The sequence below is a fragment of the Streptomyces sp. NPDC026394 genome (assembly GCF_055567735.1).
In genome coordinates, this window is record NZ_JBVHPX010000010.1 from 107,530 (window position 1) to 131,517 (window position 23,988).

Below are 23,988 nucleotides of genomic sequence, written 5' to 3' on the forward strand. Positions count from 1 at the left end.
GGCGTACGGCCGTGGCCGGGCGCTCGTCAGCTACGGCGGGAGCTGAGGCGGCAGGCCAGGGCCGTGGCGGCGCCTGCGCTCAGCAGGCCGGCGAGCAGCGGCAGCCAGGGCAGGGTGATCGTTCCGTGGGCGGAGCCGGTGACCAGTCCGGAGACGGCGGCGTTCGCGGGCGAGGCGCTCCCGACCAGCAGCAGGAGCGCGGCGAGCAGTCCGGACACGATCGACCAGCCGGTGCTGCGCAGCACCGGCCAGTTGCAGAGCGCCCCGACGGCGGTGCCGAGCAGTACGCAGACCAGCCCGGCGAGCAGCCCGGCGCAGGCGGCGGCGAGCACGGGGACGGCGGTCCGGTGGTCGGAGGCGTGCGGGTCGGCGACGAGGGAGACGTACGCCGTACCGGCAAGAGCGAGGCCCGCCGCCGACAGGCTTCCCGTCAGGACCGCGGCGAGGTGCGCCGTGCCGGGTCCGGCTGCCGCCGCCGTGCAGGCGCGGGCGGCCGGCGGCTCGCTCGTGACGCAGATCCGGCACAGCCAGGCGGCGAGGGGCAGCAGACCGAACGCGGCGACACCGTACGAGTCGAGGATCGGGCCGCCGCCCTGCACGCCCACGGCGAGCAGGGCGGTGTAGAGGAGGACCGGCGGCAGCCAGCGGTGCGACCGCAGGAGCAGGGCGAACTGGTAGCGGAGGAGCGGAATCACGGGTACCGGTTTTCGTCGTCGGAAGTCGGGCTGACCGCTGCGGGCCGGGCCGGCGGGTCCTGCGTCGTTGCCGACGGTCCCGCCGGTGCCGGCGCGACCGCGCGGATGTGCCAGGGCGGGTGCGCCGCGAGCAGGGCGCGCAGCAGCGCGTCGGAGTGGGCGGCGGCAACGGTCAGCCGGACCGTCGTACCGTCCGGCCCCCGCGCGACGTACGGCCCGCCCGGCAGCTCGGCGAGGTCGCGAGCGGCGAGGTGTCCGGCCGCACCGGGAGCCGCCGCCTCGATGATCACCCGGGGCCCGGGCGGCAGCGCCCCGTCGTCCCCCGCCGAGCGCGCGTCCGTCCCCGCCCCGGCCGGGAGGCGGTCCAGGCCGTCGCCCGTGACGCGGTACCGCGCGTCGGCCGCGCCCGCCAGGCGCCGCGGGTCGTGGTCGACGAAGACGACCGTGCCGCCCGCCGCGACGCGCTCGGCCACCGCCCGGTCGAGGACGTCGCGGGCCGCCGGGTCCAGGCCCGTCCAGGCTTCGTCGAGGACGAGCAGTTCCGGGTCGGCGAGCAGGGCCTGGGTCAGCGCGACCTTCTGGCTGGTGCCCTTGGACAGCTCGGCGAGCGGCGTACGGGCGTGGCCGCCGGCGCCGAAACGTTCGAGCCAGTCCGTGGCGCGACGGGCCGCGGCGGGGCCGCGCAGGCCGTGGACCCGCCCGAGGTGGGTGAGGTAGCCGACGGCCGTGAACGGGAGGGCGGCGGGGAAGCGTTCGGGTACGTACGCGCTGCGCGGACGCCCGGTGACGCGGCCCTTGCCGGGCGCGTCGATCCCGGCCACGATCCGCAGCAGCGTCGACTTGCCGCTGCCGTTGGGGCCTTCGATCCGTACCAGCGAACGCCGCGGCAGTTCCAGGTCGATGTTCCGCAGTACCCACGGGCCCCGCGCCCCGTAACGCCGCCCGACCCCGTCCAGCCTCATCGGTCCCCCGGCCGTCATCCTCGTCCCAGCCCCCGCTGTCCCCGCTGTCCCCGCTGCCCGCCCATCGCCCTCACTGTCAGTTCCCGGCCGCCTTCTCGGGGCGCAGTTCGCTGGGCCGTACGATCACGAAGCCCTCGCCGTCCAGCCGGAGTTGCACCGCCTCGCCGGAACCGCCGCGCAGCATCGAGCCGAGGCTCTGCGAACGGTGCAGCGAGGTCGTCAGCGACGCCGTCCAGCCGACCACCGCGTCGGTGTCCACGAACACCGGGGCCTGCGGCGACACGGGGATGACGATGGGGTTGCCCTCGCAGATCACGGCCAGCTTGCCCTGGCCGGTGAAGACGGAGTTGAACAGGCCGCCGCCGGTCATGCCCGCGCCCTTGACCGTGGAGATCTCGTAGGACAGGGACGGGTCGAAGCACAGCACGTTGCGGCCGTTGACCGTGAGGCCGTCGCCGGGGGCGATGTCGACGATGAAGCAGTTGGCGGCCTCGTGCGCGAACCAGACCTCGCCACGGCCGCGCACGGCCATCAGGGCCAGGCCCTCGCCGGTCACGGCCCGCTTGAGGAACTTGCCGACGCCCTGCCCCTGTTTCTCGAACCGCAGGTCGCCGCGGTAGGCGACCATCGAGCCCTGGCGCGCGAAGCACTCGCCGTCCACGGCGTACTTGATCGACTTGGCGTTCTGCAGGGTCATGCCGGGCGCGGAGGCCGGCGTGACCATGTTCTCGGAGGCGAAGAGGTCGCTGTGCATGAGGAGGATGATCACCCGGAACGTTCCGCTCCGCCAAGGCGCCGGCCCGCGCGGTGACGTTCCGAGCGGCTGGCACACTGGTCCGTGTGACCAGCACCGATCTCGCCGGGCCCGGCGATCCGACCGACGCCGCGGCCGACGCGCCCCGCCCCGCGGCGACCGGCCGCGACGCCGCCCCGCAGTACGTCCTCCCCCTCGTCGTCCGGATCGAGCGGGACGACCCGCCCGCCCGTACGGACGCGCTGGAGACCGCGGCACGGGCCGTGCTGACCCTGCTGTCGGACGAGCGGGCCACGGGCGACGGCGTATGGGCGGCGGCCGTACACGCCTGGGAGGACGCCCGGATCCGCAAGGTCGTACGCCGCGCCCGCGGCGCCGAATGGCGGCGCGCCGAGGCGCTGCCGGGCATCACGGTGCACGGCGAGAGCGCGGAGGTCCGGGTCTTCCCGCCGGTCCCGCTGGACGGCTGGCCCAAGGACCTGGCCCGCCTCCAGGTCTCCGGCACCCACCTCGACGACCCGCGGGAGCCCGCCGCCCCCGCCACCGGCGCCCCGGTGCTGTGGCTCAACCCGGAACTGGACATGTCGGCGGGCAAGTCGATGGCCCAGACGGGACACGGCGCGCAACTGGCCTGGTGGGCCCTGCCCGAGGCCGACCGCGCCGCCTGGCGCACAGCCGGCTTCCCCCTGTCGGTACGCCCGTGCCCGCCCCACCGGTGGGCCGAACTGACGGCCGGCGGCCTGCCGGTGGTGCGGGACGCGGGGTTCACCGAGGTCGTGCCCGGTTCGTGCACGGTCGTCGCCGACCATCCGGCACTGCGGGCGCGGGGCTGAGCGCGGGGTTACGCGGCCGGAACCTCAGGTGCTGACGGTCGCGACGGGGTCGACGTCGTACGTGCGGGCGTAACCGTTCTCGGTGCCGACGAGGAGGTCGACGACCTCGAAGTAGCGGTCCCAGAAGGGGGTTTCCCGCAGCGCGTCGATCAGGAGCTGGTACGCGGTGTGGTCGTCGGCCTCCCAGACCCAGACGTCGGTGACGCGGGTGGAGTAGAACTCCGTGTCGTAGAAGCGCGACCGGACGCCGGTCGTCTTGGCCTTGACCACCGGCATGACCTTGGTGTTCAGGGCGTCCACCCGCTCGTGCGGGGTCATGGCGAGCCACTCGGGCGTGGTCTTGATGAGCATGAAGGCGGTGACCACCGGTGCGGTTTCCTGTGCGGACATGACGGTTCCTCCGAAGTGGCAGAAGTAGCGGGACGGGCAGGTGAAGACGGTCGTGCACGCCACGGGTGACGATCGTGCGGGCCGCCTGACGGCGGGCTTCGACGACCTCGTGGGGCGACCGGATCGGTACGTCCTCATCCTGTGGGCGGCCAGGCATTGCCACAATGGGAATGTCAGCAATGAATCATTGCCCGAAATGGAATCACGCTGGTGAACAGCCCTGACCCGGTCATCGACGCCAACCTCGCCGTCGCCTTGGACGCTCTGCTCGCCGAGCAGAGCGTCACCCGTGCCGCCGCCCGTCTGCACACCTCACCCGCCGCCATGAGCCGCACCCTGGCCCGCCTGCGCCGCGTCCTCCAGGACCCCCTCCTGGTCCGGGCCGGGCAGACGATGGTTCCCACGCCGCGTGCCCAGGCCCTGCGCGACGAAGCCGCCGCGGTGGTACGCCGCCTCGGCACCCTGCTCACCCCCGGCGCCGGCGTCGACCCCGCCGCCCTGCGCACCACCTTCACCCTCCAGACCGCCGACCTGGTGGGCGCGGCCCTGGCCCCCGGGCTGCTGCGGCTGGCCCGGCAGGAGGCGCCGGAGGTCTCGTTGCGGTTCCGGGCCGAGGAGCTGGAGGCGGGACCCGCCCTCCGCGACGGCCGGATCGACCTGGAGATCGGAGCCATCGACCACATCGCCCCCGAGACGCAGGTCGAAGAGCTGGTCACGCTCCGGATGGCGGCGGGCGTCCGGCCCGGCCACCCGCTCACCGAAGGGGAGCTGACCGCGGCCCGGCTCGCCGCCGCCGAACACGTCTCGGTCAGCCGTCGCGGCCGGTTCACCGGTCCTCTGGACACCGCCCTGGCCGAGCAGAACCTGCACCGCCGGGTGACCGCCGTCCTGCCCGGTCATGTGGCCGCGATGTCCCTCGCCGCGCGCAGCGACATCGTCTGCCTGGTGCCCACCGCGGCGCCCGGCGCCGCGCCTTCGCCCTTCACCGACGCAGCCACCGCCCTCGGGCTGCACCTCCTCGACATCCCCCTGGCCCTGCCGCCGGTGACCATCGGCATGGCCTGGCATCCCCGCCACGCCGCGGACGGAGCCCACCACTGGCTCCGCGACGCCGTCCGCCGGGCCGTGCGCGCCGGGTCCGGGCTCCTTTCAGGCCCGTAGCCAGGTGCGGCGGTTGCGGGCGACCGTGTAGACGCGTTCCACGCGGTCGGGGGCGAGTACCCCGCCGAGCCGGCCGAGCAGGGGTACGTCACGTTCGTCGCGTATCACCCGTACGTCCCGCAGTGCCGGATCCAGCTCCACGTCCGCCGCGCCGGCGAAGGCCAGCACCGGCCGCGCCTCGACGCGGAACCGGCAGCCGCGGGTCAGCACGTACGCGGCGCGCCGGGCGTGCTGCCTGCTCTCGCGGACGTACGGCTGCGGCTCGCGTCCGCGGCCGGTGCCCACGGTGTCCTCCCCCACCCGCACCCGGGCCCCGCGGACGTGGTGGGTGTCGACGCACAGCACGCCGCCGGGCCCGATGAGCAGGTGCCCGATGACCGCGGCGGGCGGCAGCGGGATGGAGTGGATCACGTACCAGCCGCCCGCCGCCAGTTGGTCCAGGGCCGTGCCGACGGCCTGTTCGCCGAGGAGCTGCCGGTACCAGGCGTCCTGGGGCGGGCGCCGGCCGAGCAGGCGGGCGCACCACAGGGCCGCCCTGGCGCGCGGCTGCTCGGCGAGCCGGACCCGCAGGGCCTCGCCCGGCCGGTTCGGGGCGAGGTCGTCGTCCGGCGGCAGGAACAGCCGGTCCGGGTCGCTCGCGTACCGCGTCTCCTGCTTTCCCTCGTGTGCTCCGGGCCCGGGACGGAAGTCACTCATACCCATCACCCCCCGATGGCCATGGGAGCAGGCGCCCGGCCCCCGGGCAAGAGGTACGCAGCGGTGTGCAGGCGTACGAAGGGATGCCGGGGAAACGTTGGCCGGAGGACGACGTACGGTTACGTCCTGTGTTCTCCTCTCTCCTTGGATTCACCGCGGTGGCCGTCCTGCTGACCGTCTCGCCGGGCCCCGACTTCGCCGTCGTGCTGCGGACGTCTCTCGGCTCGGGGCGGCGGTCGGCACTGTGCTCCGCGCTCGGCACAGCCGCGGGCTGCTTCGTGTGGGGACTGGCCGGAGCGGCCGGACTGACCGCGATGCTGTCGGCGTCGCAGGCGGCGTACGACGCGCTGCGCGTGGCCGGTGCGCTGTATCTGATGTGGCTGGGCTTCCAGGCGCTGCGCAGCGCCCGCCGCTCCTCGAAGGCGGCGCGCGGCACCGAGGCGGGCGCTCCCGTTCCGGAGGTGGGCGCCGCCTGTTCGGAGGCGGGCGCCGCCCTCCCCGAGCCCGGCCCGGCCGGCCGGCAGTCGCCGCTCCAGGCGTTCCGTACCGGTCTGCTGACGAATGTCCTGAACCCCAAGGTAGGGGTCGTGTACATGTCCCTGCTGCCGCAGTTCATCCCGCCGGACGCGCCGGTCGTGACCACGACACTGCTGCTGGTCGCCGTGCATGCCGTACTGGGCTTCGTCTGGCTCGGCGGAATCGCTTTCGCGGTGCACCGGGCGCGCGCCTTCTTCCAGCGCCCCCGCGTCCGCCGGCGCATGGACCAGGCCACCGGCGGTGTCCTGCTCGCACTGGGCGCCGCGGTCGGTGTCGAGACCGCGCGCTGAGCCGCCGGGTCTTCGAAGCCACCGCCGGGACCGCTCCGGGGCCACTCCGGGATCGCTCCCGGTGCCGCCGCCGGTCACGGCACGTCGCAAGCTCAAATCATGCTCTGAACCCGCGCCCTCCGGGGTTGGCCCGGTCCCGGCGCGGCGATGAGTACCGGACACCACGGGGGTGCACGAGTGGGAGGGGGAACCACCATGGACCGGCTCGGTACGGGCATCGGCTGGCGGCCCGAGATAGCCGACGGGATCGCGGAGCTGCCCGGCGTGGACTGGGTGGAAGTCGTCGCCGAGAACATCTGTCCAGGTCATCTCCCACCCGCCTTGCAGGCACTGCGCGCACGCGGCACGACCGTGGTGCCCCACGGGGTCTCCCTCGGGCTCGGCGGCGCCGAGCGCCCGGACGCCGGCCGGCTGGCCGCGCTCGCCGAACGCGCCGAGGCGCTGGGCGCGCCGCTGGTCACCGAGCACATCGCGTTCGTACGGGCCGGAGGCCCGCTGACCGCCTCCGCCGCGATGGAGGCGGGGCACCTGCTGCCGGTGCCCCGCACCCGCGACGCGCTGGACGTGCTCTGCGAGAACGTCCGGATCGCGCAGGACGCGCTGCCCGTACCGCTCGCCGTGGAGAACATCGCGGCGCTGGTCAACTGGCCCGGCGAGGAGATGACCGAGGGGCAGTTCCTCGCCGAACTGGTCGAGCGCACCGGCGTACGGCTGCTCATCGACGTCGCCAACCTCCACACCAATCATGTGAACCGGAACGAGGACCCGGCCACGGCACTGGACGAACTGCCGGTCGAGGCCATCGCGTACGTACACGTGGCGGGCGGCATCGAGCGGGACGGCGTCTGGCACGACACCCACGCCCACCCGGTGACCCGGCCCGTCCTGGACGTACTGGCCGAACTCTGCGCCCGTGTCACCCCGCCCGGCGTCCTGCTGGAGCGGGACGAGGACTTCCCGGCGACCGGTGAACTCGCCGCCGAACTCGACGCGATCCGCACCGTCCTGAAGGAAGCCCCGACCCCGGCCACTCTGCCCGCACCGGAACCGGTACCGACGCCGCGCCGGGTGCCTGGGACCGTCCCGGCGCCGGGCACCGGCACGGCCACCGCCACCCGGCAGCGCCTGGCCGTCGCGCAGACCGCGCTGCTCTCCGCGCTGGTCGCCGGGACCCCGGCGCCGGAGGGCTTCGACCGGCGGCGGCTGCACGTCCAGAGCCGGGCCCTGGCCGCCAAGCGGGCCTCCGTCGTCGCCAAGATCGCGCCGGAGCTGCCGGACATCCTCGGCGAGGACTTCCGGCCCGGCTTCCTCGCCTACGCACGGCACCGGCCCATGCGCCACGGCTACCGCCAGGACGCCATGGACTTCGCCGTCCATCTGCTGGCCGAAGGCCGGCCCGCCGACCCGGACGCCCGCCACCGGCTGACGCAGTGGTGGCGGGACCGCGCCGGTCCCAAGCCGCCGGGCGCCGGTCCGGCACGCCGACTCGCCCACGCCGTACGCCGCGCTCTCCACCGGAGGTGAAGGACATGCCCGCTCTTCTCGTGACCCTGGCGGTGGCCGCCTCCGCGCTGCTGCTCGTCGTCCGTACCGTCCGTATCGTCCGGGCGGCGCCCCGGCCCAAGTACCGCAGGGCGTCCCCGTACGAACTCTGGGAGATCGCCTTCCTCGCCGGCGGCCCGGCCCGGGTGGCGGACGCCGCGATAGCCGGGATGCACCAGGACGGCCGGCTCGCGGTGGGCGGGCCCGGGGTGGTGTCCGTGCGGCAGTCGGTGGCGTACGACCCGGTCGAGACGGCCGTGCTGGACTCGCTGGCGCGGACCCCGGACGGCTCGCTGGACACCCTGCGCCGCCACGTCATGCGGGCTCCGGCCGTCCAGGCCATCGGCGACCGGCTGGCGAAGCGCGGCCTGCTGCGGCACCCGCGCGCCGGCCGCCCCTGGCGTCTCCTCGCCGCCTGGCAGACCGGGATCTGTGCGGTGGGCCTTGTGCTCGTCCTGCTCCTGACCCTCACAGGAGCCATCGGCGGGAAAGGGGTGCCCTTCGTCATCCAGGTCCTGCCCGCGGCGATCCTCGGCACCGTGACCGGCCTGGTGTGCCGGAAGGCGCTGGGGCGGCGGGTCACGCCGGTCGGGGCCGCGGCAGTACGGACGTTCCGTACCGTGCACAAGGCGGACCTGGTGAGCGCGCCGACCCAGTCCGCGGCGCTGGTCGTGGCGCTCGGCGGCACCGCGCTGCTGGTGGACGACGTGCTGCGCGACCAGCTCGACGAGGCGCAGCGCTCGGCGGTGGGTGCCTCCGCCGGGGCGTACTCCGGGTCCTCCGGCAGCTCGTCGACCCCTTCCTCGAACGCGGCCTGCGGGTGGAACGTGCCCGACGACGACTCGCACACGTCCTGGTGCGGTTCTTCGTGCGGCGGCGGGTCGGGGTCGGGCTGCGGCGGGTCGTCGTGCGGCGGCGGGGGATCGTCGTGCGGCAGCAGCTCCGGGTCGAGCTGCAGCAGCAGTTCCTCCTCGTCCTGCGGTGGCGGTGGCGGCTGCGGTAGCTGAGCCGTGCGGTGCCGGTGGTGCCCGGCACCGCCGGCACCCGCGCCGCGCCGCACCCCCGGAGCCCCTGATGCGCCTGGCACCCCTGGGCAACCGGTCAACGTACCAGCGGCCAGCGGGCCTTGACGGGGCTTCCCCGAACGGGGGACGGGCTCGACGCAGGGCGCACTAGCGTGCGGTGCCGCACCAGGAGGCACCATGCGATCCGTAACCGGCACCGGTCTCGTCGTCGCCGCGCTCGCCGCGACCCTCGCCGCGCTGCTCTTTCCGATCTGGTCGTTCGCCGACCGGCCGGGCGCGGGCGGGGACGTCAACACCCAGACCGTCGCCACCTCGTTCGGCCCGCTGTCGGCGCTGGACCGGGACTTCGTCAACCGCGTACGGCTGGCGGGCCTGTGGGAGCTGCCCGCGGGCCAGCAGGCCCAGCAGCGCGGGACCGTGCCGGCCGTACGGGAGGCGGGTGACCATCTCGTCGACGGCCACGCCTCGCTCGACCGGCACGTACGCGAGGTGGCCGCGCAGCTCGGTCTCGGGCTGCCCGACCGGCCCAACGCCCAGCAGCGGCAGTGGCTGAGGGAGCTGAGCAGCGCGCGCGGGGCCGCGTACGACCGCAAGTTCGCGAACATCCTGCGGCTGGCGCACGGCAAGGTCTTCACCGTCGTCGCGCAGGTCCGCGCGACCACCCGCAACGCGCTCGTCCGCGCGCTGGCCGACGACGCCAACCGGACGGTCCTGGACCACATCTCCATGCTGGAGCGCACCGGATTCGTCGACTTCGACGCGATCGCCGAGGACGCGGCCACCGCTTCGCCGCCACCGAGCCCCTCGGCCCCGCCGCCTTCCCTCGACGCGGTGCCCGCCTCGTCGCCGACGCCCGTCACACCGTCACCGACGTATTCGCTGCCTCCGCCCGCGACGCCACCCGCCACCGCCACCGGCGGTGCCACCAGGGCCCCGGCTCCCGCCGGACCCTCCGGCGACCGGCGTCAACACCCCTGAGAGAACGGGAAGAAGTGATCTCCCATGCCCGACCACCGGCACTCCGGAACCCCCGAGCCGCCGCGGCCGCCCCGCCCTTCGCCGCCACCGCGGCCGTCGCCGCCCGCCCCCCGGCCCCCGCGGCACCGGCGGCGGCTCGGCACCAAGCACCTCGTACTGATCGCCCTGCTCGCCCTGCTCGGTTCGGCCGGCACCTTCGTCTCCGTGACCGGCAATGCCTCGGCTCACCACACCACTCCCCCGTCCGGGTCCCCACCCGTCGAATCGTCGTCCACCCCAACGTCACCCAGCGTGACACAGCCCACTGACAACGCCTCCGCGACCGCCTCCGCCGGGCCGTCGAGCTCCCCCGCCGACGCCCCCGACGGGCCCGCGGGACCCACCGGAACCAGCGCCACGACAAGCCCCGGCGGTTCCTCCGGCACCGGTCAAAGCGTCCCGGCAGCCGGTGACTTCGCCGACATCCGCTCCGTACGGCCCGGCCCGCCGCCCCCGCGCGGCGGACGCGACGCCTCCACCGGCACCTTCACCAGCAACTGCGGCCGCAACGAGAACGGACACCGGAACCCCGACAACTTCATCGTCACTCCCGGTGTCGCCAACGGCGCCCACCACCTCCACGACTACGTCGGCAACCGCTCCACGGACGCCTTCTCCACCGACGACTCGCTGCGCGCGGCCGGCACCACCTGCGCCCGCGGCGACAAGTCGACGTACTTCTGGCCCGTACTGCGCCGCCTGAGCGGCCGGGACGGCCCGAGCAGCGGCAACGGACAGGACCCGGCGGACGGAAACGTGGGCCAGGTGCTCACCCCCCGCTCCGTCTCGCTCACCTTCCGGGGCAGTCCCGCGGGCCAGGTCACCGCCATGCCGGAGGGCCTGCGCGCCATCACGGGCGACGCCAAGGCGTTCACCAACGGCACCGCCAACGCCCGGGCGCAGTGGACCTGCACCGGCTTCGAGAACCGGCGCCTGACCGACAAGTACCCGTTGTGCCCCGGCGGCAGCCAGGCCGTACGGCTGCTGGACTTCCCGAGCTGCTGGGACGGGACGAACCAGGACAGCGCCGACCACCGCACGCACCTCGTCTTCCCCGACCGGACCTCGGGCCGCTGCCCCACCGGCACGAAGGCCGTGCCGCAGCTCCAGATGCGGCTGACCTACGCCGTGCAGCCCCGGCCACGCGCCTTCGCCCTCGACAGCTTCCCCGAACAGCTTCGCAAGCCGGTGACCGACCACGCCGACTTCGCCAACTTCATGCCGCGCGACCTGATGGCGCGCGCGGTGCAGTGCATCAACTCCGGCCGCCGCTGCCAGTGAGGAACACGGGACCGGGTCCACGCATGGCTGTACGAGCCGAACGGCCGTGACGTCCGCACCGCGCTCCACTCGTTGGGGGCATAGCTCCCGACACCGGAGCGCGGTGCTTTACAAGCCCAACCCACGCCCCAACCATCCCTTTTGTATGCCCACCGGGCGCCTCCATACGAAGGGACGGCTTGTGAAAGCAGTAGCGCTGTACGGCACCCTCGGGTCGCTGGTCCTGTCCGCCCTCGTCGCCGTCCCCGCGGACGGGACCACCCGGTCCGCCACCGCCGAGGCCCCGGCGCCCGCACCGCCCCGCATCGCCTTCGGCCGCTGCGCCCCCGAGGAGCACCTGCCGGCCGGTGTGGAGTGCGGCCGGCTCACCGTCCCGCTGGACTACGCCCGCCCCAGGGACAAGAAGATCACCCTCACCGTGAGCCGGGCCCGCGCCACCGGCTCCGCCAAGGAGCGCCAGGGCGCGCTCGTCTTCAATCCGGGCGGCCCCGGCGCGTCCAGCATGAACTTCCCGCTGTACGCGAAGGTGGACCGCTGGCGCAGGACGGCACGGGCGTACGACTTCGTCGGCTACGCGCCGCGCGGTGTCGGGCGCTCGGCGCCGCTGTCCTGCCAGGACCCGGCCAAGTTCGCCAAGATCCCGAGCGAGAGCCCGCGGCACCCCTCCGAGGCGTTCAAGCGCAAGAAGGCCGCCGAGGCGAAGGCGTACGCGCAGGGCTGCGCACGCCACGCGGGGCCCGCGCTGCGCCACTACACGTCCGCCAACAACGCCCGTGACCTGGACATGCTGCGCGCCGGGCTCGGCGAGAAGAAGCTCACGTACATGGGCGCCTCCTACGGCACCTACTTCGGGGCGGTGTACGCGACGCTCTTCCCCGGCCACGTCCGCCGGATGGTCTTCGACAGCGTCGTCAACCCCGACCCCCGGCAGGTCTGGTACCGCAACAACCTCGACCAGAACATCGGTTTCGAGCGCCGCTGGCAGGACTGGGGCCGCTGGGTGGCCAAGCACCACAAGGTGTACCGCCTGGGTACGACTCCGCAGGCGGTGCTGCGTGCGTACGACACCGTGCGGGAGCGGCTGCACCGCCGGCCCCTGGGCGGCAAGGTGGGGTCGGCGCAGTTGCAGGCGGCCTTCCTCAAGACGGGCTACAACGACGCGTACTGGCCGGTGCGCGCCGCGGCCCTCGCCGCGTACGTCAAGGGCGACCCCAAGCTGCTGCTCAAGCAGGCCACGCCGCTGCCGGGCGGCGAAAAAGCGGACGAGAACGGCAACGCTGTCTACACGGCCGTGGAGTGCAACGACGGACTGTGGCCGCGTGACCTGCGGGTCTGGGACCGGGACAACACCGCCAGCGCGCGCGTCGCGCCCTTCGAGACGTGGGACAACGCCTGGATGAACCTGCCGTGCGCCTTCTGGCCCCGCCACTCGCCGAGGGGCGCCGTCCAGGACCCCACCCGGTACGCGGAGGACGTGACCGACGTGGCCCTGCCGCAGGCGGGCGCGCCGCACCGCCCGGTCGACGTACGGACCGCGCCGGGCGCGCTGCCGCCGGTGCTGCTGCTGGCCGCCGAGCGGGACGGCGCGACGCCGCACTCCGGCGCGGTCGAGCTGCGGCGCCGGCTGCCCGGCGCGTCGCTGGTGACCGAGCGCGGCGCCGGGACGCACGGTGTCTCGTTCGGGACGAACGCCTGCGCCAACCGGCATGTGGAGCGGTACCTGCTGACCGGGCGGACCCCGGCCCGGGACACCTTCTGCGGGCCGCGCGCGGAACCCAAGCCGGTCATGCCCGCCAAGAAGCGCACGTAGCGCGGCGGGCCAAGCGGCACGACGGGCCGCTCAACAGGCGACGGGCCGGGTGCGGGTGCCGCACCCGGCCCGTCGCGCCGTCTCAGGCCAGCCCGGCGACCAGCTCGGCGACCGCCTTGCGGCGCCCGGTGTAGAACGGCACCTCCTCGCGGACGTGCATCCGCGCCTCGGAGCCGCGCAGGTGACGCATGAGGTCGACGATGCGGTACAGCTCGTCGGCCTCGAAGGCGAGGATCCACTCGTAGTCGCCGAGCGAGAAGGACGGCACGGTGTTGGCGCGCACGTCCGGGAAGCCGCGGGCCATCTTGCCGTGGTCGGCGAGCATCCGGCGGCGGTCCTCGTCGGGGAGGAGGTACCAGTCGTAGGAGCGCACGAACGGGTAGACGCTCACATAGTCGCGGGCGACCTCGTCGGCCAGGAAGGCCGGGATGTGCGACTTGTTGAACTCGGCCGGGCGGTGCAGCGCCATGTTCGACCAGACCGGCTCCAGCGCGCGCCCCAGCTTGGTGCGGCGGAAGAGGTTGTACGCCTCCTGGAGCGCGTCGGAGCTCTCCGAGTGCCACCAGATCATCACGTCGGCGTCGGCCCGCAGGCCGGACACGTCGTACGTGCCGCGCACGACGACGTCCTTGGCGGCGAGCTGCGCGAACAGCGTCTCGACCTCGTCGGCGTACCCGGTGCGGTCCTCGGGCAGCGCGTCGCGCAGCTTGAACACCGACCAGAGCGTGTAGCGGATGACCTCGTTCAGGTCCTTCGCCTTCTTGCCGGCGTTCGGGGTCTTCTCGGGAGCGGCCCCGGTGGGGTTGGCGGGGGCGGAAGCGTCAGTCATGGGTCCCATTCTCACTCGCCCGTCGTGGCGGCTCGCGGCAGGGTGTCCAAGATGTCGTCCGCGGCCGTGCGCGCGGAGGCGATGCAGGCCGGAATGCCGACGCCGTCGTAGAGCGCGCCGCACACCCGCAGTCCGGGCAGCTTGCCGGTCTCGGCCCGGACACGGGCGACGCGCTCCAGGTGGCCGACGGGGTACTGCGGCAGCCCGCCGTCCCAGCGGGTGACCCGCTGCGCGACGGGCCGGGCGGCCAGCCCGACGGCCTCGCCCAGGTCGCGCAGCGACAGCTCCACCAGGTCGGCGTCGTCCCGCGCCAGGTCGGCCTCGTCGCCGTACCGCCCGACGGAGGTGCGCAGCACGAACAGGTCCGGGTCGCCGTCGGCGATCCAGCCCCACTTGTTGCCGGCGAAGGTGGACGCCTTGATCGTGCGGCCGTCGACCGGCGGCACGAGGAAGCCGCTGCCGGTCAGCGCCGCCTCGACGTCCGCGCGGCGGAAGGCCATGGTCACCAGGGCCATGGAGGCGTACTCGACGGCGGACAGCTCGGTGGCGGCGGCCGGTGCCTCGGCGGCCAGCAGCCGGGCGGCGGCGGGCGCCGGTGCCGCCAGGACCACGGCGTCCGCGTCCAGCGCCGCCGGTCCTGCGCCGCCGTCCAGGACGACGCGCCAGCCCTCGGCGGTGCGCCGCAGCTCCCGTACCGGGGCGTGCGTACGGATCTCGCCGCCGGCGGCCCGTACCGCGTCGGCGACGGCGCCCGGCAGCGTGCCCACACCGCCGTCGATGCCCATGAAGACCGGTGCCGGCACCTGGTCGGATCCGGCGGCGCGCGCCGCCGTCCGCGCCTGGATGCCCCGTACGCCCTCGATCAGCGAGCGCTCGGCGCGGGCGGCCTCGAAGAGCTGGGGGACGGCGGCGCGCATCGAGATGCGGTACGCGTCGCCCGCGTACACACCGCCGAGCAGCGGTTCGACGAGCCGGTCGACGACCTCGCGGCCCAGCCGGGCGGCGACGTACTCGCCGACCGCCACGTCCGCGCCGACCTCCGTGCGCTCCAGCGCCTCGTCCTCGGCGATCCGGGCCATGCCCTCGGGGGAGATCACCCCGGAGGCCGCCAGCAGGTCCAGGTCGCCCGGTACGCCCATCACGTGCCCCTTGGGCATCGGCCGCAGCGCGCCGCGCGTCCACAGGGCGGCGGTGGCGGTCGTGGGCGGCTGCAGGCGGTCGCCGAGGCCCACGGCGCGTGCCAGGTCCACCGCCTCCGGACGCCTGGCCAGCATCGACTCGGCGCCGAGGTCGACCGGCACCCCCGCGATCTCTCCGGCGCGCAGCTTGCCGCCGAGCCGGCCGGACGCTTCCAGCACGGTCACCCGGGCCCCGCCGTCCAGCAGTCGGTGGGCCGCTGCCAGCCCCGAGATGCCCCCACCGATGACGACGACATGACTTCCGGACGTGCGGCCCGTACTGGTGTGCGCTGTGCTCATGCCCCCACTCTCTCAGAGTGCGTCCGGCGTCCGGACCGTGACCGCATCGCGACGCACGGACGGCAACCCGCGGCTCCCCCGCCACGTCGAAGTGGCAACAGCGGCACACCACTTCGGGGGTACGGGACATGGGCACAGCGGTCAGGTCGTACGGGACACGGCGGGCGGCCGCGGCAGCGCTGCTCGTGGCGTCCCTCGGGGTCGCCGGATGCGGGGCGGCCGGGCAGCAGGACAAGACCGGGCAGGCGAGCGCGGAGCGGAGCGACACCGGGGCCGCGCGGGGCGAGCAGGGCATGGTCGGGCCCAAGGCGCCGGGCGCCGCGGAGTCGGCCGGCGGGAAGGCCGGTACGGGCAGCGGCACCGGGAAGCCCGCGCCGGTCGCGACGGCGCAGATCATCCGTACGGCGTCGCTGACCGTCGAGGCCGAGGACGTACCGGAAGCGTTGGCCAAGGCCCGTACGGCGGCCAGGGGTGTCGGCGGCTACGTCGGGGACGAGTCCACCGACCGGGACGGCGAAGGGCGGGAACGCTCCCGGGTGGAGCTGCGGGTACCGCCCGAGGCGTACGACGGGCTGCTGGACCGGCTCTCCCGGCTGGGCACCCTCAAGAAGCGCCAGGTCTCGGCGAAGGACGTCACCGATCAGGTGGTGGACACCGGCAGCCGCATCAAGACGCAGCAGGCCAGCGTGGCACGGGTGCGGGCGCTGATGGACACGGCCACCTCGATCGGCGACATCGTCACGCTGGAGTCCGAACTCAGCCGCCGCCAGTCGGAACTGGAATCCCTCCAGGCACGCCTGAAGTCGCTCCAGGAGCAGACCGGCATGGCGACGGTGTCGCTGGTGCTGCACGAACCGGACGCGGCGGCGGACGACGAGGGGACCTCCTTCGGGGACGCGCTCAGCGGCGGCTGGGACGCCTTCACGGCGGGGGTGCGGCGGCTTCTGGTGGCGGTCGGCGCGTCGCTGCCGTTCCTCGCGGCGGGGGCACTGGTGTACGTGCTGTGGCGGGTGCTGCGGGGACGGGTGGTGCGGGGGCGGCTGTCGCGGCGTACGCGGTCGCCGAAGGTTGCCGCGCGTGAGGACTCCACGGGAACCGCACGGGAGAGTTCCGCGGAGACCGCACGGGAGGGTGACGGACCGGGGGACCGTTGACAGCCGCGGGCGGCGGGCAAAGACTCGGGACGACAGCGCCGATCTTCGGGCGGACAGCTTCGGGCGGACAGCGAGGACAGGGCCGGATGACCGAGCAGGGTGCACGGGACACACGAGGCGCGTGGGGCGCCCGGGACGTCTACATCGTCGACGCCGTACGGACCCCGGTCGGCAAGTACGGCGGCGCCCTCGCGGGCACCCGCCCCGACGACCTCGCCGCCCACGTCGTCAAGGCCCTCGTGGAGCGCACCCCGGACCTCGACCCGGCCCGCATCGACGACGTCGTGTTCGGCGACGCCAACGGGGCGGGCGAGGACAACCGCAACGTGGCGCGGATGGCCGTGCTGCTGTCCGGGCTCCCCACCTCCGTACCCGGCGTGACGGTCAACCGCCTGTGCGGCTCCGGCCTGGAGGCCGTCATCCAGGCCGCCCGCTCCATCGCCCTGGGAGACGCGCACATCGTGCTCGCGGGCGGCGTGGAGTCGATGAGCCGCGCGCCGTACGTCTTCCAGAAGCCCGAACGGGCCTTTCCCGCCGGTCACCAGGAGATGTTCTCCTCGACGCTGGGCTGGCGGATGGTCAATCCGCGGATGGCGCCCGAGTGGACGGTCTCGCTGGGCGAGGGCGCCGAGCTGATCGCCGACAAGTACGGCATCGGACGCGAGCAGCAGGACGCCTTCGCGCTCGACAGCCATCGCAAGGCAGCGCGCGCCTGGGAGGAGGGCGCCTACGACGCCGAAGTCGTACCGCTGCCGGACGTGGACCTGGCGCAGGACGAATCGATCCGCACCTCGACTTCCGTGGAAGCGCTGGCCAAGCTCCGCCCGGCCTTCCGCAAGGAGGGCGGCACGGTCACGGCGGGCAACGCCTCCCCGCTCAACGACGGCGCCGCGGCCCTCCTCCTCGTCGACGAGGAAGGGCTGCGGGCCACCGGCCGGGAGCCGCTCGCCCGCATCGGCGCGAGCGCGGTGACCGGCATCGAGCCGGAGCTGTTCGGGCTGGGCCCGGTGGAGGCCGTACGGCGGGCCCTGGACAAGGCGGGGCGCGACATCACCGACCTGGCCGCCTTCGAGCTGAACGAGGCGTTCGCGGCCCAGGCACTGGGCTGCCTCGCCCAGTGGCCCGGACTCGACCCGGACGTGGTCAACCCGCGCGGCGGCGCCCTCGCCATCGGGCACCCGCTGGGCGCGTCCGGTGCCCGGCTGGCCGGCGCGGTCGCCCACCAGCTCGCCGCGCGCGGCTCCGGTACGGGCCTGGCGGCGCTGTGCATCGGCGTGGGGCAGGGCCTGGCGCTCGTACTGGAACGCGAGTAAGGGGACGCGAGTCAGGGAACGCGGGGTTCGGGCCGGCCGCGGGCCGGGCCCGGCCGGACTCGCACCGCGTACATCGGGCCGGCCGCGGGCAGCGGGACCGGGCGGCACGGCCCGGGTATGGACGAGACGGCCCGGACATGGACGGCGCGGCCCGGACGTGGACGGCGCGGCCCCGCCGCCCCCGCTGATCACCGATGCGGGAGGATGAACCGAACTGGTTCATTCCTCAACCGTTCCGACCGGAGGCCGCGCGCGATGCCCCTGCTCGACCTGGAACACCTGCCCCCGCTGCACGGCGGCACGACCACCGCGGTCGAACCGGCGACCGGCGAGGCCCTGGCCGCCTTCTCCCTCGCCGCCCCCGCCGACGTGGCGAGCGCCGCCGCCGAGGCCGCGGCCGCCCAGCGCGCCTGGGCCCGTACGCCGTACACGGAGCGCGCCGCGGTGCTGCGCCGGGCCGGGGACCTGATCACCCGGCACGCCGCGGAACTGTCCGAATGGATCGTCCGGGAGGCCGGCAGCGTCCCCGGCAAGGCCGGGTTCGAGATACGGACCGCCGCCGAGGAGTGCTACGAGGCCGCCGCGCTCGCCCACCACCCCCTGGGCCAGGTGCTGCCCTCCGCCGCGCCCCGCCACTCGTACACGACCCGGGTGCCGGCCGGTGTCGTCGGCGTCATCGCGCCGTTCAACGTCCCGCTCGTGCTCGCGATGCGCTCCGTCGCCCCGGCCCTGGCCCTCGGCAACGCGGTCGTCCTCAAGCCCGACCCGCGCACCGCGGTGTGCGGCGGCCACGCCGTGGCGGCGGTCTTCGCGGCGGCCGGACTGCCCGAAGGGCTGCTGCACGTGCTGCCGGGCGGCAGCGAGGCCGGGCAGGCCCTGGTCGGCGACCGGCACGTCCGGGTGATCTCCTTCACCGGCTCCACGCAGGCGGGCCGCAGCGTCGGCGCGCTCGCCGCCCGGCACCTCAAGCGGGCCCACCTGGAGCTGGGCGGCAACAGCGCCTTCCTGGTCCTGGAGGACGCGGACCTGGACGCCGCGATGTCCGCCGCCGCCTGGGCCTCCTTCTTCCACCAGGGCCAGATCTGCATGTCCTCGGGCCGCCACCTCGTGCACGCCTCCCTGTACGACGCGTACGTCGAGCGGCTGGCGGCCACGGCCGACGCGCTCGCCGTCGGCGACCCGTATCGCGAAAAGGTCCAGCTCGGGCCGCTCATCGACGGTGGACAGCGGGACCGGGTGCACGGCCTGGTCGAGGCGAGCACGGCGGCGGGCGCCCGGCTCGCGGCCGGCGGCACCCACCGCGACCTGTTCTACCGGCCCACCGTCCTGGCCGACGTGGACGACCGCGCGCCCGCCTACGCCGAGGAGGTCTTCGGGCCGGTCGCGCCCGTACACAAGTTCCACACCGCCGACGAGGCCGTGGCCCTGGCGAACGACACGCGGTACGGGCTGGCGCTCGGCGTCGTCACCCGCGACACCGCGCGCGCCCTGGAGCTGGCCGACCGCATACCGACCGGCCTGCTGCACATCAACGACCAGACGGTCAACGACGAGCCGGTCGCGCCGATGGGCGGCTTCGCCGACTCCGGCACCGGCGCCCACTTCGGCGGCACGGCCAACCTCGACGCCTTCACCGAGACCCGCTGGACCACGGTCCGCGCCGCCCCGGCCGGCTACCCGTTCTGACCCGTAATCTGCGCCGTACGGGCGGATCGGCCGTCCGGACGACGGGCGGGCGCACGGCCGTACGGACCGCCGGTCGTAGGGACCGCAGGTCGTAGGAACGGCCGACACGGGCAACCGGTACGGACAGGTACCGGCACACGACGAAGGGAGCCTCCGCGATGGCGGAACGGCTGGTGGTCATCGGCGGCGACGCGACGGGCATGTCCGCCGCGTCCCAGGCCCGGCGGCTGAAGAAGCCCGGCGAACTGGAGATCGTCGCGTTCGAACGGGGCCACTTCGCCTCGTACTCCGCCTGCGGCATCCCGTACTGGGTCGGCGGGACGGTCGACGGCCCGGACGGCCTGATCGCCCGGACGCCGGAGAAGCACCGCGAACGCGACATCGACCTGCGGATGCGGACCGAGGTCACCGAACTGGACCTGGACCGCGGCCGGGTCCGCACCCGCGACCTGGACGGGGGCGGCACCGAGACCTGGACCGGCTACGACAAGCTGGTGATCGCCACCGGCGCGCGGCCGCTGCGCCCGCCCCTGCCGGGCATCGACGCGCCCGGCGTGCACGGTGTGCAGACCCTGGACGACGGGCAGGCGCTGCTGGACACCCTCCAGGCCACCGAGGGCACCAAGGCGGTCGTCGTCGGCGCGGGCTACATCGGCGTCGAGATGGCCGAGGCGCTGGTCACCCGCGGCTACGACGTCACCGTCCTGGACCGCGGCGCCCAGCCGATGTCCACCCTCGACCCCGACATGGGCGAACTGGTCCACGAGGCGATGTGCGGGCTGGGCATCGAGACGGTGCGCGGCGCGGCCGTCACCGGCGTCCGCACCGACGGCTCCGGGCGGGCCTGCGCGGTGACCACCGAGGACGACGGCGAGTTCCCGGCCGACGTGGTCGTGCTGGGCCTGGGCGTACGGCCCGAGACCACCCTGGCCGAGCAGGCCGGGCTGCCGCTCGGCGACACGGGCGGGCTGCTCACCGACCTGTCGATGCGGGTGCGCGGCCACGACAACCTGTGGGCCGGCGGGGACTGCGTGGAGGTGCTGGACCTGGTCCTCGGCCGGACCCGGCACATCGCGCTGGGCACCCACGCCAACAAGCACGGCCAGATCATCGGCTCGAACGTGGCCGGTGACTACGCGACCTTCCCCGGCGTCGTCGGTACCGCCGTCTCCAAGGTCTGCGACCTGGAGATCGCCCGCACCGGGCTGCTGGAGGAGCAGGCCAAGTCGGTCGGCCTGCAGTACGTGACCGTCACCATCGACTCGACCAGCCGCGCCGGCTACTACCCGAACGCCCGCCCGATGCGCGTGAAGATGATGGCCGAACGGCGTACCGGGCGCCTCCTCGGCGTCCAGATCGTCGGCCGGGAGGGCGCGGGCAAGCGCGTGGACGTGGCGGCGGTGGCGCTCACGGCACGGCTGACGGTCGAGGAGATGACCGCGCTCGACCTCGGCTACGCGCCGCCGTTCTCCCCCGTGTGGGACCCGGTCCTGGTCGCCGCGCGCAAGGCGGCCGCCGCGGTCCGCGAGGCGGGCGGCTGACGGTACGGCGGGCCGCCCACCGGCGGCCCGCCCGTCAGGTCAGCGCGCCGTCTGCTCGTGGACGTACTCGACGAGGCGGGTCAGCGCGGCCGGGTCGGTGTTCGGCAGCACGCCGTGGCCCAGGTTGAAGATGTGGCCCTCCAGGCCGGCGGCGGCGTCCAGCACCTCGCGGGCCTTGCCCGCCACGGCCTCGCGCGGCGCGAACAGCACCGCCGGGTCGATGTTGCCCTGGAGCGCCTTGCCGGGGCCGACCCGGCGGGCCGCCTCGTCCAGCGGCACCCGCCAGTCGACGCCCACCACGTCCGCACCCGCCTCGCCCATCAGGCCCAGCAGCTCACCGGTGCCGACGCCGAAGTGGATGCGCGGGACGCCGTACCCGGACACCGCCTCGAAGACCTTCGCGGAGGCGGGCATGACGGAGCGGCGGTAGTCGGCGGGGGCCAGCGCGCCCACCCAGGAGTCGAAGAGCTGCACGGCGCTCGCGCCCGCCTCGATCTGCACCTTCAGGAAGGCGGAGGTGATGCCCGCCAGGCGGTCGAGCAGGTCGGCCCAGAGCTGCGGGTCGCCGTACATCATCGCCTTGGTGTGCTCGTGGTTGCGGGACGGACCGCCCTCGACGAGGTAGCTGGCGAGGGTGAAGGGCGCGCCCGCGAATCCGATGAGGGGGGTGGCACCCAGCTCGCCCACCAGCATCCGCACCGCCTCCGCGACGTACGTGACGTCCTCGGGCTCCAGCGGGCGCAGCCGCTCCAGGTCGGCACGCGTACGGATCGGCCGCTCGACGACCGGGCCGACGCCCGGCTTGATGTCCAGGTCGATGCCGATGGCCTTCAGGGGCACGACGATGTCGCTGAAGTAGATCGCCGCGTCGACGCCGTGCCGGCGGACCGGCTGGAGGGTGATCTCGGTGACCAGCTCCGGCATCATGCAGGATTCCAGCATCGCGGTGCCCTCGCGGACCTTGCGGTACTCGGGCAGCGACCGCCCGGCCTGGCGCATGAACCACACCGGCGTGTGCGGCACCGGCTCCCGCCGGCAGGCCCTGAGGAAGGCCGAGTCGTACGTAGCGGTCTGCTGCTGGCCCGTCGGGCGGTCGTTGGCGCTCACGCACCAAATCTTCGCACGCGCGCGAGGGCGCCTCCGAATGGGCGACGCGCGCACCGGGTGTCCTCCCTCACCGAGCGGCTCCTTCCGCCTAACCTTCCGGGCATGGCTGCGGCTCACGAACACCTCACGGACAGCGCGGACAATGTCCCCATCCCCTTCCGTCAGGCGGTCGAGGCGCTCCGCGCGGCACGGCTGCGTCCCGAGATCGAGATCGAGCCGACGCCCGCGCCCAAGCGCCTCGCGCCCTACGCGTACGCGCTGGAGGCAGCGGTCGTCGAGCCGGGCACCGGCCCGGAGGGGGAGGACACCGACCTCGCCGACGGCAGACTGGTGCTGCTGCACGACCCGGCCGGGCACGACGCCTGGCAGGGCACCTTCCGCGTGGTGACGCTGGCGCGCGCCGAGCTGGAGCCGGAGATGGGCTCCGACCCGCTGCTGCCGGAGGTGTCCTGGTCCTGGCTGACCGGGGCGCTGGACGCCCGTGGCGTGCGGTACGGGGAGCCCAGCGGCACGGTCACCCGTGCCAGTTCGCACTACTTCGGCGGGCTCGCGGAGCGGGCACCGGCGACCCAGATCGAGATGCGTGCCTCGTGGACCCCGGAGGAGGGGCAGGGCGGTGTGCCGGACCTCGCGGCCCACCTCTGCGCGTGGTGCGACCTGCTGTGCCAGGTGGCGGGGCTGCCGCCGGTGGCTCCCGAGCCGTCACCGCGCGGCGGGGTCGTACCGCTGCCGCAGCGCCGGGGGCCGCAGGCGCGCTGACGCGCCCGGCGCGCCGTTGCGCCGGCGCGTGGATGTCGCCCCGCTCGTGACTCCGGCGGGACGTGGATACCTCCGCTCGTGGATACGGCGGAGCGTGGACCGCCCGGCGCGTTGTTGCGCCGGGGAGCGCGCGCGGCCGTCCGCACCCCGTGCCGCCCGGCCCGACCGGGTGGCAGGTCCCGGCCTGCTCCGCGACGCTCGAACGCCTTCACGGCAACCTTCCGCCGCCAGGTCACTCCAAAGTCGATCAAGCGACCGATTTGACCGAAATGAACCAACTCAGTTGAGATCAAACTCTAAAGTCGACCCGGTTTGGTGCCGAAGAGGTCAGTGACCCTTCAAAGACGGAGCATTCCGACTCGCCCCCACATGTCGGCATCCGTCCCGCCACTCCCCCCAGGAGGCCCGGTGTCAGTTCTCCTCGAGCAACCTTCGAGCCTGGTCGCCTACCGCCCGAACAAGCCGACGGCCATGGTCGTCGTGGCCGACCCTCGCGTCCGCTCCACCGTCACCCGCCACCTGTGGGCGCTCGGCGTGCGTGACGTGATCGAGGCGTCGTCCATCGCGGAGGCCCGTCCCCGCGTCGGCAGCCCGCGCGACATCTGCGTTGCCGACGTCCACCTGCCCGACGGCTCCGGCCTGACCCTGCTGTCCGAGACCCGGGCCGCGGGGTGGCCCAACGGCCTCGCCCTCTCCGCCGCCGACGACATCGGCGCCGTACGCAACGCCCTGGCCGGCGGCGTCAAGGGATACGTCGTCACCGGCACCCGCACCAACCTCGGCCTGCCGGGCCGCCCCGGTGCCGCACCCATCGGCGCCAACGCCGCCCGGATGCACCGCCGCCCCCCGGGCGCCCCCGGCCACCCGGGCGGCTACCGCGAACTGTCCGGCCGTGAGGTCGAGGTGCTGCGACTGGTTGCGGAGGGCCAGTCCAACAAGGCCATCGGCGTCTCGATGGGCCTGTCGGCACTGACCGTCAAGAGCCACCTCGCCCGCATCGCCCGCAAGCTGGGCACCGGCGACCGGGCCGGCATGGTCGCCGTCGCCCTGCGCACCGGCATCATCCACTGACTCCCGACCCCGAACCCGCCGTCACGCCCGTCGAGGGAACGTTCCCTCGGCGGGCGC

General features: G+C 74.3%; 22 protein-coding genes. 14 read left to right on the plus strand and 8 right to left on the minus strand.

Annotated features, from left to right (window positions below):
- Positions 1–26: 26 nt before the first annotated feature.
- From ACZ4QV_RS23405 to ACZ4QV_RS23415, 3 genes are all read right to left on the minus strand, one after another.
- On the minus strand, positions 27–695 hold the full coding sequence (locus tag ACZ4QV_RS23405; RefSeq protein WP_361583255.1) for an ABC transporter: 669 nt from the start codon (positions 693–695) through the stop codon (positions 27–29).
- Positions 692–1,657: an ATP-binding cassette domain-containing protein gene (locus ACZ4QV_RS23410; RefSeq protein WP_361583252.1), complete on the minus strand. Its 966-nt coding sequence runs from the start codon at positions 1,655–1,657 to the stop codon at positions 692–694. Before ACZ4QV_RS23410 ends, ACZ4QV_RS23405 begins: the two co-directional genes overlap by 4 nt.
- 76 nt (positions 1,658–1,733) lie before the next feature.
- Positions 1,734–2,411, minus strand: a complete 678-nt coding sequence (locus tag ACZ4QV_RS23415) for an AIM24 family protein (protein ID WP_361151453.1) — start codon at positions 2,409–2,411, stop codon at positions 1,734–1,736.
- An 86-nt stretch (positions 2,412–2,497) separates the two neighbouring features.
- Here ACZ4QV_RS23415 and ACZ4QV_RS23420 point away from each other — a divergent pair, with 86 nt between their 5' ends.
- Positions 2,498–3,244 carry a peptidyl-tRNA hydrolase gene (locus ACZ4QV_RS23420; RefSeq protein WP_361583249.1) on the plus strand — a complete coding sequence of 249 codons (747 nt, stop codon included), beginning with the start codon at positions 2,498–2,500 and terminating at the stop codon, positions 3,242–3,244.
- 24 nt (positions 3,245–3,268) lie between these two features.
- On the opposite strand, the gene ACZ4QV_RS23425 is transcribed toward ACZ4QV_RS23420, so the two are convergent.
- A complete protein-coding gene (locus ACZ4QV_RS23425; RefSeq protein ID WP_361151447.1) occupies positions 3,269–3,634 on the minus strand; it encodes a darcynin family protein in 366 nt (121 codons plus the stop codon).
- 210 nt (positions 3,635–3,844) lie between these two features.
- Between ACZ4QV_RS23425 and ACZ4QV_RS23430 the strand changes: the two genes are divergently transcribed.
- Positions 3,845–4,795, plus strand: a complete 951-nt coding sequence (locus ACZ4QV_RS23430) for a LysR family transcriptional regulator (RefSeq protein WP_361583246.1) — start codon at positions 3,845–3,847, stop codon at positions 4,793–4,795.
- Here the strand turns inward: ACZ4QV_RS23430 and ACZ4QV_RS23435 are convergent.
- On the minus strand, positions 4,784–5,491 hold the full coding sequence (locus ACZ4QV_RS23435; RefSeq protein WP_361583243.1) for a nuclease-related domain-containing protein: 708 nt from the start codon (positions 5,489–5,491) through the stop codon (positions 4,784–4,786). The genes ACZ4QV_RS23430 and ACZ4QV_RS23435 overlap by 12 nt on opposite strands.
- A gap of 128 nt (positions 5,492–5,619) precedes the next feature.
- Between ACZ4QV_RS23435 and ACZ4QV_RS23440 the strand changes: the two genes are divergently transcribed.
- From ACZ4QV_RS23440 to ACZ4QV_RS23465, 6 genes are all read left to right on the plus strand, one after another.
- The gene (locus ACZ4QV_RS23440; RefSeq protein WP_361151440.1) at positions 5,620–6,318 is read left to right on the plus strand and encodes a LysE family translocator; all 699 of its coding nucleotides are present in this window, start codon (positions 5,620–5,622) and stop codon (positions 6,316–6,318) included.
- A 195-nt stretch (positions 6,319–6,513) separates the two neighbouring features.
- Positions 6,514–7,842, plus strand: a complete 1,329-nt coding sequence (locus ACZ4QV_RS23445) for a DUF692 domain-containing protein (protein ID WP_361151938.1) — start codon at positions 6,514–6,516, stop codon at positions 7,840–7,842.
- A 5-nt stretch (positions 7,843–7,847) separates the two neighbouring features.
- Complete coding sequence (locus ACZ4QV_RS23450) at positions 7,848–8,867, plus strand: TIGR04222 domain-containing membrane protein (protein ID WP_361583239.1); 1,020 nt, start codon at positions 7,848–7,850, stop codon at positions 8,865–8,867.
- A gap of 195 nt (positions 8,868–9,062) precedes the next feature.
- Positions 9,063–9,863, plus strand: coding sequence for a DUF4142 domain-containing protein (locus ACZ4QV_RS23455; RefSeq protein WP_361151435.1), 801 nt, complete (start codon positions 9,063–9,065; stop codon positions 9,861–9,863).
- 24 nt (positions 9,864–9,887) lie between these two features.
- Positions 9,888–11,183, plus strand: coding sequence for a DUF1996 domain-containing protein (locus ACZ4QV_RS23460; RefSeq protein ID WP_361583236.1), 1,296 nt, complete (start codon positions 9,888–9,890; stop codon positions 11,181–11,183).
- A 181-nt stretch (positions 11,184–11,364) separates the two neighbouring features.
- A complete protein-coding gene (locus ACZ4QV_RS23465; protein ID WP_361151431.1) occupies positions 11,365–12,993 on the plus strand; it encodes an alpha/beta hydrolase in 1,629 nt (542 codons plus the stop codon).
- Between the two features lie 82 nt (positions 12,994–13,075).
- On the opposite strand, the gene hemQ is transcribed toward ACZ4QV_RS23465, so the two are convergent.
- Together hemQ and hemG are read right to left on the minus strand one after the other, a co-directional pair.
- Positions 13,076–13,831, minus strand: a complete 756-nt coding sequence (hemQ, locus tag ACZ4QV_RS23470) for a hydrogen peroxide-dependent heme synthase (protein WP_467763370.1) — start codon at positions 13,829–13,831, stop codon at positions 13,076–13,078.
- 2 nt (positions 13,832–13,833) lie between these two features.
- Positions 13,834–15,300 (minus strand): protoporphyrinogen oxidase, encoded by a 1,467-nt coding sequence (gene hemG, locus ACZ4QV_RS23475; RefSeq protein WP_361618403.1) that lies wholly within the window; start codon positions 15,298–15,300, stop codon positions 13,834–13,836.
- A 128-nt stretch (positions 15,301–15,428) separates the two neighbouring features.
- On the opposite strand from hemG, the gene ACZ4QV_RS23480 reads away from it, so the two are divergent.
- The 4 genes from ACZ4QV_RS23480 (at position 15,429) to ACZ4QV_RS23495 (ending at position 20,994) form a co-directional block, all read left to right on the plus strand.
- Positions 15,429–16,454, plus strand: a complete 1,026-nt coding sequence (locus ACZ4QV_RS23480; RefSeq protein ID WP_467763371.1) for a DUF4349 domain-containing protein — start codon at positions 15,429–15,431, stop codon at positions 16,452–16,454.
- Positions 16,455–16,540: 86 nt separating this feature from the next.
- Positions 16,541–17,767 carry a thiolase family protein gene (locus ACZ4QV_RS23485; RefSeq protein ID WP_361880416.1) on the plus strand — a complete coding sequence of 409 codons (1,227 nt, stop codon included), beginning with the start codon at positions 16,541–16,543 and terminating at the stop codon, positions 17,765–17,767.
- A 255-nt stretch (positions 17,768–18,022) separates the two neighbouring features.
- Complete coding sequence (locus tag ACZ4QV_RS23490; protein ID WP_467763372.1) at positions 18,023–19,453, plus strand: aldehyde dehydrogenase family protein; 1,431 nt, start codon at positions 18,023–18,025, stop codon at positions 19,451–19,453.
- Positions 19,454–19,611: 158 nt separating this feature from the next.
- Positions 19,612–20,994 carry an FAD-dependent oxidoreductase gene (locus ACZ4QV_RS23495; RefSeq protein ID WP_361636506.1) on the plus strand — a complete coding sequence of 461 codons (1,383 nt, stop codon included), beginning with the start codon at positions 19,612–19,614 and terminating at the stop codon, positions 20,992–20,994.
- 39 nt (positions 20,995–21,033) lie between these two features.
- Here the strand turns inward: ACZ4QV_RS23495 and hemE are convergent, their stop codons facing one another.
- Positions 21,034–22,101: a uroporphyrinogen decarboxylase gene (gene hemE, locus ACZ4QV_RS23500; RefSeq protein WP_361151412.1), complete on the minus strand. Its 1,068-nt coding sequence runs from the start codon at positions 22,099–22,101 to the stop codon at positions 21,034–21,036.
- Between the two features lie 102 nt (positions 22,102–22,203).
- Here hemE and ACZ4QV_RS23505 point away from each other — a divergent pair, with 102 nt between their 5' ends.
- On the plus strand, positions 22,204–22,860 hold the full coding sequence (locus ACZ4QV_RS23505; protein WP_361151410.1) for a DUF3000 domain-containing protein: 657 nt from the start codon (positions 22,204–22,206) through the stop codon (positions 22,858–22,860).
- Positions 22,861–23,268: 408 nt separating this feature from the next.
- Positions 23,269–23,931: a response regulator transcription factor gene (locus tag ACZ4QV_RS23510; RefSeq protein ID WP_003985651.1), complete on the plus strand. Its 663-nt coding sequence runs from the start codon at positions 23,269–23,271 to the stop codon at positions 23,929–23,931.
- Positions 23,932–23,988 lie beyond the last annotated feature (57 nt).

Coding starts and splice junctions, on each gene's coding strand:
- ACZ4QV_RS23460 (WP_361583236.1), top strand. CDS start 9,888: ATGCCCGACCACCGGCACTCCGGAACCCCCGAGCCGCCGCGGCCGCCC.
- hemQ (WP_467763370.1), bottom strand. CDS start 13,831: ATGGGACCCATGACTGACGCTTCCGCCCCCGCCAACCCCACCGGGGCC.
- ACZ4QV_RS23450 (WP_361583239.1), top strand. CDS start 7,848: ATGCCCGCTCTTCTCGTGACCCTGGCGGTGGCCGCCTCCGCGCTGCTG.
- hemG (WP_361618403.1), bottom strand. CDS start 15,300: ATGAGCACAGCGCACACCAGTACGGGCCGCACGTCCGGAAGTCATGTC.
- ACZ4QV_RS23410 (WP_361583252.1), bottom strand. CDS start 1,657: ATGAGGCTGGACGGGGTCGGGCGGCGTTACGGGGCGCGGGGCCCGTGG.
- ACZ4QV_RS23505 (WP_361151410.1), top strand. CDS start 22,204: ATGGCTGCGGCTCACGAACACCTCACGGACAGCGCGGACAATGTCCCC.
- ACZ4QV_RS23415 (WP_361151453.1), bottom strand. CDS start 2,411: ATGCACAGCGACCTCTTCGCCTCCGAGAACATGGTCACGCCGGCCTCC.
- ACZ4QV_RS23490 (WP_467763372.1), top strand. CDS start 18,023: ATGCCCCTGCTCGACCTGGAACACCTGCCCCCGCTGCACGGCGGCACG.
- ACZ4QV_RS23485 (WP_361880416.1), top strand. CDS start 16,541: ATGACCGAGCAGGGTGCACGGGACACACGAGGCGCGTGGGGCGCCCGG.
- ACZ4QV_RS23455 (WP_361151435.1), top strand. CDS start 9,063: ATGCGATCCGTAACCGGCACCGGTCTCGTCGTCGCCGCGCTCGCCGCG.
- ACZ4QV_RS23425 (WP_361151447.1), bottom strand. CDS start 3,634: ATGTCCGCACAGGAAACCGCACCGGTGGTCACCGCCTTCATGCTCATC.
- ACZ4QV_RS23480 (WP_467763371.1), top strand. CDS start 15,429: ATGGGCACAGCGGTCAGGTCGTACGGGACACGGCGGGCGGCCGCGGCA.
- ACZ4QV_RS23435 (WP_361583243.1), bottom strand. CDS start 5,491: ATGAGTGACTTCCGTCCCGGGCCCGGAGCACACGAGGGAAAGCAGGAG.
- ACZ4QV_RS23445 (WP_361151938.1), top strand. CDS start 6,514: ATGGACCGGCTCGGTACGGGCATCGGCTGGCGGCCCGAGATAGCCGAC.
- ACZ4QV_RS23495 (WP_361636506.1), top strand. CDS start 19,612: ATGGCGGAACGGCTGGTGGTCATCGGCGGCGACGCGACGGGCATGTCC.